Consider the following 1498-nt stretch of genomic DNA (forward strand, 5'->3'; position numbering starts at 1 on the left):
TGAACTATGCCCCGGTTTTCGGACAGTTTTAAAAAAGGACCTGCTACGTTAAGCTGCCATTAAATGATCCCGGTATTGTACCGGGGTCATTTTTTGTAGATCCCACTGATATCGTTCTGTATTGTACAGGTAGATGAAGGCATTCACTTCATTCTTTAGCTCTTGAAAGGTGTGGCATTTTTTGTGTTCGACCCAATCTTTTAAGGTGCCGAAGAATGATTCCATCGAGGCATTGTCAATACAGTTTCCTCTTCTGGACATTGATTGGGTCAGCTCCATTTTTTTGACCTTTTCCTGAAAATCAGGGTGTGTATAGTGAAACCCCTGGTCGGAGTGGAGAATGCCTTCTGGATGAACCAATTCGTTTAGTTCAAGCGCCAGTTTGTCTAAGGTCTTTAACGCCAGCTCCATTTTCAGATTCTGTGACAGATGGTGGGCCGGGATTTCTCTTGTTGCCCCATCTTTTACGCAGGACAAATAAGCTGTCTGTCCATTTCCGTAAGACAAATACGTAATGTCCGTCAGAAACACTTTACGGGGCTCTCCCTGGTCGAATTGGCGTTCTAAGAGATTTGCACAGACTTTGTGTTCCTGGGTGGCCTTTTGAAGTTTTCTATAGGGACTGGCTTGTCGAATCACAGCCCTAAGATGAAAAAGTTTCATAAGGCGACGGATTTTCTTGTGATTCATGACAATCTGATACTCATGCTCAAGGATCATCTTGATTTGCAGAGCTCCTACTTTTTGCTGCTTTCGCTGAAAAATCTCTTTGATCAAGAGGTAATCTTTCCAGTCCTCCTCATCCTGTTTACTCCTGTAATCTACAGCCTTCATCCACGCATAATACCCACTTCGGCTAACCTCCAGGACCCGGCAAAAATTAGCCGTGACGTTCTTGAGCTGGTGATGGCGGATGGTCTGTTCAATGAGGGCGTATTTCTCAGCCGAAGTCAGCGCTTCTTTTTCTTCGCCTGCCTTTCGAGTTCTTCCAGCTTTTTTAAGAGGTCATTTTCTGCCTCCAATAATTTAATCCGGGCTTCGGCTTTCTTTAGTTTTTCCTCTGCCGTTTGTTCTCTGGAAGAGGGTCTGCCGGTACTGCCTAATCCGCGCCGTTCCATTCGCAGCCCTTCTTCTCCATACATCTGATACGTTTTTCTCCATCTGTGCAGGCATTTTTTCGGCTTATCTGATCCAATAATCTTCATATCGAATTCGTGCTGAGCGAAAATTTGATAAGGGGTTTTCCCCTTCCTGTATTCCTGAACGGCTTTTACCTTGAAATCCGGATGATAGGTAATCGTTTGGGCCCCTACATGCAGGATGTTTGGATTGGCTTCCAATAGCCTTAATTGTTCTTCTGTAAAATAAGTCTTGCTCATTTAAATCCCCCGTCCACTTCAATAAATTGATTATATACGGGATTTTTATATCTGGACATACAAAAACCCCGAATAAGGGTCCTTTTTTCAAAGGTGTCCATTATTCGGGGTATAGCTCA

The 1498-nt window shown here is 43.8% G+C and carries 1 protein-coding gene; it reads right to left on the reverse strand.

Annotated elements, in window-relative coordinates; genetic code table 11:
• Nucleotides 1-48: 48 nt before the first annotated feature.
• Nucleotides 49-1379, reverse strand: a protein-coding gene (locus tag LRR81_RS21095) for an IS3 family transposase (RefSeq protein WP_231791390.1) whose coding sequence is annotated in 2 segments (ribosomal slippage) — nucleotides 49-989 and nucleotides 989-1379 — 1332 coding nt in all. Because the reading frame shifts where the segments join, the coding sequence is not laid out codon by codon here.
• Between the last annotated feature and the right edge of the window lie 119 nt (nucleotides 1380-1498).

Source organism: Metabacillus kandeliae, assembly GCF_021166585.1.
In the GTDB taxonomy this organism is placed as follows: domain Bacteria; phylum Bacillota; class Bacilli; order Bacillales; family Bacillaceae; genus Metabacillus_B; species Metabacillus_B kandeliae.